Genomic DNA, 4,934 nt, shown 5'->3' with positions numbered 1-4,934 from the left:
TCTCTGAGCCACCTTCAACAAAAAAAGCAAAGACAGTCCAGACAGCTTCTACCTTTAAACATATCGTAGCCATTGGAACTTCGACAGGCGGTCCTAGAGCTTTGCATGAGGTAATCACTTCTTTGCCAGCTGATTTCCCGGCACCGGTGCTTATTGTTCAGCATATGCCTCCCAAGTTCACCAAATCGTTGGCACAGCGGCTAGATAGCTTTAGCGAGATTCATGTCGTAGAAGCAGAGCAGGGAGAGAAAGTAGTTGCTGGCGTTGCCTATATCGCACCTGGCGGCTATCATATGGAGCTTGTCAAAGATGCTTCCAGCTACTCGATTGCGCTCACTGAACAGCCGCAGCGAAACGGACATCGTCCTTCTGTAGATGTATTGTTTGAATCCTTGGCTGAATATCGCGAACTGAAGCGTCATGCGGTCATAATGACAGGCATGGGCAGCGATGGGGCGAAGGGAATGAAGCTGTTATTCGAATGTGGAATTGAAACGACCATAGCAGAAGCTGAAGAAACCTGTGTCGTTTATGGGATGCCGAGAACGGCTGTTGAAGCTGGATGTGTGAGTAAAGTATTGCCACTGCAGCATATTGCATCGCAACTGAAGCAAGCAGTGATGAAATAGATAGGCTAGAATGGCTTCACCATACTAACAGGAGGTGCTAGGAAATGGATATGAATGCCTATTTATCGATGTTTATCGATGAATCTAATGATCACCTGCAATCCTTGAATGAAAATTTGCTTCGTCTGGAAAGCGAGCCTGAGGAGCTTAGTATCGTTCAAAATATATTCCGTTCAGCGCATACGCTCAAAGGAATGTCAGCTACGATGGGTTTTGAAGATTTAGCAGCGCTGACGCATGAAATGGAAAATGTGCTTGACCTCGTTCGCAACAGCAAGTTAAAAATGGACAGCTTTATTTTTGACACTTTGTTTAAAGGGTTAGATGCGCTAGAAGCAATGGTTCAGGATATTGTGGACGGCGGTACAGGGAAAGCGGACGTTACCTCGATCGTTGAATCGCTGCAAATCATCTTGAAAAGTGATTATAGCGCAAGCAAAGCGATTCAGGCTCCAACCGTAGCGGCAAATGCACCAAGTGCTGCAGAATCAAGCGCATCAGGGGCGATGCTGCTTGACGAGTTTCAATCTTCGATTTTGCTTCAATCGATAGAAACAGGACATAACGTTTTTCATATTCAAATCGCTATTCGCGATAATTGCTTGCTAAAAGCCGTTCGTGCTTATATGGTATTTGATTTGCTAGAGCGCAATGGTGAAGTTATTAAATCAGATCCATCCGTTCAAGACATTGAACAAGAAAAATTCAATTTCACTTTTACGGTATTTACGATTTCACGCTTGCAGCAGGAAGATCTTCAAGCGCAGCTGCTTAATATTTCAGAAATTGAATCCGCTGTTGTAACTTCTTTGGATGCAGAGTCATTAGCCGTGCTTGGCCAATCTAACGCAGCTGCGGCAGTAGAGGTTGTCGAAGTTGCTGAAACGGCTGCGCCGCAAACCGAAACAGCAGTTACATCTGTTGAAGCAGCAAAAGGACAAGCTCGATCGGCACCTGCTGCCAGCACACCAGCTAATGTGTCGAAGACGATTCGTGTAGACATTGAGAGGCTCGATACGCTCATGAACTTGTTTAGCGAATTGCTTATTGACCGTGTTAGGCTGGAACAGCTTTCTAGTGAAATCAAACGCAGTGATTTGACTGAAACTGTGGAACATATGGCACGCGTAAGCTCTGATCTTCAAAGTATTGTACTTAAGCTTCGCATGGTACCTGTGGATTCGGTATTCAATCGTTTCCCTCGTATGATTAGAGATTTAGCTAAATCGCTAGACAAAAAAATCGATCTTGTTATTACTGGAGCCGATACGGAACTTGACCGTACGGTTATCGACGAAATTGGAGATCCGCTTGTTCATCTATTGCGCAACTCGGTTGATCATGGAATCGAAACGGTGGAAGAGAGAATTGCAGCAGGCAAGCCAGAAACCGGTACGATTTTCTTGCGCGCGTTCCATAGCGGAAATCATGTCTTCATTGAAGTGGAAGAGGATGGCCGCGGCATACACCATGAACGTGTACTAAAAACAGCCATTAAAAATGGCGTCGTCACGGCTGACGAAGCAAAACTGCTGACGCCGGATGAAATTAATATGCTTATTTTTGCGGCTGGCTTCAGTACCGCAGATAAAATTTCGGACATATCCGGACGCGGTGWTGGTCTAGACGTCGTTCGATCAAAAATTACTTCTCTAGGCGGAAACGTAACGATAGATTCTGCTTTTGGTAGAGGAACGAAGTTTTCTGTTCAATTGCCGCTTACGCTATCCATTATTTCCGCAATGCTGATCAAGCTGGGGTCGGAGAAGTATGCTATCCCATTGTCTTCGATCGTTGAGACAGGCATTATCCGCAAAGAACAAATTCTTCAAGTGCATGGCAACAAAATGATAGAGTTCAGAAATACCATCATACCTCTAGTATCGCTAAGCAAAGTGCTTGACTCTCCTGATTTTAATGAGAATGACGAGCTTGAAACGGAAATTGTAGTCGTTCGAAAAGGCGAGAAGTGGGCAGCTGTAATGGTCGATGAATTTATTGGTCAAAGTGAAATCGTGCTAAAAACGCTGGGCAAATATTTAACGAATATTAAAGCAATTTCCGGCGCAACGATACTTGGCGATGGTTATGTCGCATTGATTATCGATCCGAATGCACTTATCAAATAGGGAGGTTTTTACGATGGGAGAAGAATTAAAGGTTATCKTGTTTGCACTAGGCAGCGAAGAGTATGGAATTGAAGTAGATAAGGTCCGTACGATTGAAAGATTATCTCCAATTACACGCGTTCCGAAAACAGCTACTTTTATTAAAGGGGTTATTAACCTTCGCGGTGTGGTCGTTCCTGTCATTGACCTAAGAGGCAGATTTAATCTAACGGAAACGGCAACTACAGAAAACTCAAGAATTATTGTTGTTTCAGTGGCTGACATCGAAGTTGGATTCATCGTAGACTCGGCGAATGATGTCATCGACATTGATACAGATACGATTGATTTGCCGCCCGAAATTGTTGGAGGCATTAAAGCTAAATACTTAAGAGGCATTGCAAAGCTTGGTGAAGGTCGACTTCTCATCATGCTGAACTTGTCCGAAGTGCTCAACAAGAATGAAATTATTCAACTTGAGCAGCTTGAGGTATAACTTGTGAACCTTTTTAGCCGCTTTGAAGCATTTGAATTAGATGTATTGAAAGAAGTCGGCAATATTGGAGCAGGCAATGCTGCTACTGCATTATCCCGTTTGTTAGATAAGCCAGTTGATATGGCGGTGCCGAAGGTAAGTTTGCTTCCATTTGAAGAAGTTGCAGAGCGTGTTGGCGGTTCCGAAAAAATCGTCATTGCTGTTTTTCTTCGAGTGGAAGGAGAAGCTCCCGGCAACATGTTTTTTATCATTGAAGAAGATTCGGCAAGGCGATTGTTGCGTCAGCTGCTTTCCTTAAATATTGAAGAGCAGGACGGTTATTCAGAAATGGAGCTGTCTGCTCTTTGTGAAATTGGCAATATTTTAGCAGGCTCTTATTTATCTTCATTAGCTGATTTCACTCATTTAGCAATGGCCCCCTCCGTACCCGCTATAGCAGTAGATATGGCAGGTGCCGTGCTTAGCTACGGTTTAATGCAATACGGAGAGATGGGGGACTCGGCCCTACTTATTGAAACGACCTTTTTGGAGGATTGTCAGTCGCTTGAAGGACATTTTTTCCTCATTCCAGATCCAGAGTCGTTCGAGAAAATTTTTAGGGCTTTGGGAGTCGTTAGCGAATGATACAACAAAATTTGGTCAAAGTCGGCATGGCAGATTTAAATATTGCAACGGATGGGGCGATACTCAAAACGACCGGCTTAGGTTCATGTGTTGGACTTACCTTGTATGATCCAACGCGAAAAATAGCCGGTATGGCACATGTCATGCTGCCATCTTCAGACATCGCCCGTGAGACCAAAATGAATCTAGCTAAATATGCAGATACAGCCATACCCGAGCTGCTTGATCGGATGATTGCAGCAGGTGCACACATTGAACGCATGAAAGCTAAGATGGCTGGTGGAGCTCAAATGTTTGCTATGTCTGGACACAGTGATTCGCTAAGAATTGGCCCGCGCAATGTTGAATCCTGTACAGAAATGCTTAGAAGATTCAAAATTCCGATTATTTCTCAAGATACGGGCGGAAATTTTGGTAGAACGATAGAGTTTGACAGTACTAGCGGAATGCTTTCCATAAGAAGTGTGCAATTTGGAACAAAGGAGATTTAAAATGTTCGGAACATGGCGATGGAATGTCGTATTTGGAATTTTCGGCACCGTGCTTACGGTAGCTTTCTCAATCGGTAACAATCCGATTACTGTTATGCTGCTTAGAAGTATGTATGCTTTCATCGCTTTTTTTGTTCTTGCGTATGGAGTACGGGCAATATTGGCATACATCCTTCAACCGCCAGCACTAATAGGCTCGGAAATTGAAGATGAAGAAGGAAAAGGCAGTCAGCTAGATTTACAGACACCTGATGAATCAGAAGATATCAATCAATTGTTGAAATCACAGATTAAAGATGGTGCTGGCAAGCAGGCAATCGAAAGTCAGAAAGATGATGCAAGCGATTTTCGTCCGTTAAATCCTCCGCAATTGTTAAATACAAAAAATACACAGCCTGAAGAATTGGTTAAAGCCATTCGTCACCTGACAGGAGAGTGAGTCGATGATTGAGCAGAAGACCCCTCATTTGACAAACTTGCAGATGTGGCAAGCCTGGAGAGAACAAGGCGATTTGGAAGCGAAAAAAACGTTGATTGAACAATATTTGCCGCTGGTTGATTATGTAACGAATCGAATGGCCATTGG

Annotated in this window: 6 protein-coding genes; all 6 read left to right on the top strand. The window is 43.7% G+C overall.

Going from position 1 to position 4,934, the window contains the following annotated elements; genetic code table 11:
- Window positions 1-629: CheB methylesterase domain-containing protein (locus AC1DSE_RS30025; RefSeq protein ID WP_477528680.1), on the top strand; the 629-nt coding region annotated here is incomplete at its 5' end.
- Between the two features lie 44 nt (window positions 630-673).
- Entirely contained in the window at window positions 674-2,758 is a 2,085-nt protein-coding gene (locus AC1DSE_RS30020; RefSeq protein WP_477528679.1) for a chemotaxis protein CheW, read from the top strand.
- A 13-nt stretch (window positions 2,759-2,771) separates the two neighbouring features.
- A complete protein-coding gene (locus AC1DSE_RS30015) occupies window positions 2,772-3,233 on the top strand; it encodes a chemotaxis protein CheW (protein WP_477528678.1) in 462 nt (153 codons plus the stop codon).
- A gap of 3 nt (window positions 3,234-3,236) precedes the next feature.
- Entirely contained in the window at window positions 3,237-3,857 is a 621-nt protein-coding gene (locus AC1DSE_RS30010; protein ID WP_076269168.1) for a chemotaxis protein CheC, read from the top strand.
- Window positions 3,854-4,348: a chemotaxis protein CheD gene (locus AC1DSE_RS30005; RefSeq protein ID WP_339208937.1), complete on the top strand. Its 495-nt coding sequence runs from the start codon at window positions 3,854-3,856 to the stop codon at window positions 4,346-4,348. The genes AC1DSE_RS30010 and AC1DSE_RS30005 overlap by 4 nt, the downstream gene beginning before the upstream one ends.
- 1 nt (window position 4,349) lies before the next feature.
- Window positions 4,350-4,787, top strand: coding sequence for a hypothetical protein (locus AC1DSE_RS30000; RefSeq protein WP_477511417.1), 438 nt, complete (start codon window positions 4,350-4,352; stop codon window positions 4,785-4,787).
- Window positions 4,788-4,934: the final 147 nt, after the last annotated feature.

The sequence above is a fragment of the Paenibacillus sp. 01L418 genome, assembly GCF_056400045.1.
The sequence above is the reverse complement of the archived record's forward strand: the minus strand, read 5'-3'. Positions and strand labels throughout refer to the sequence as shown.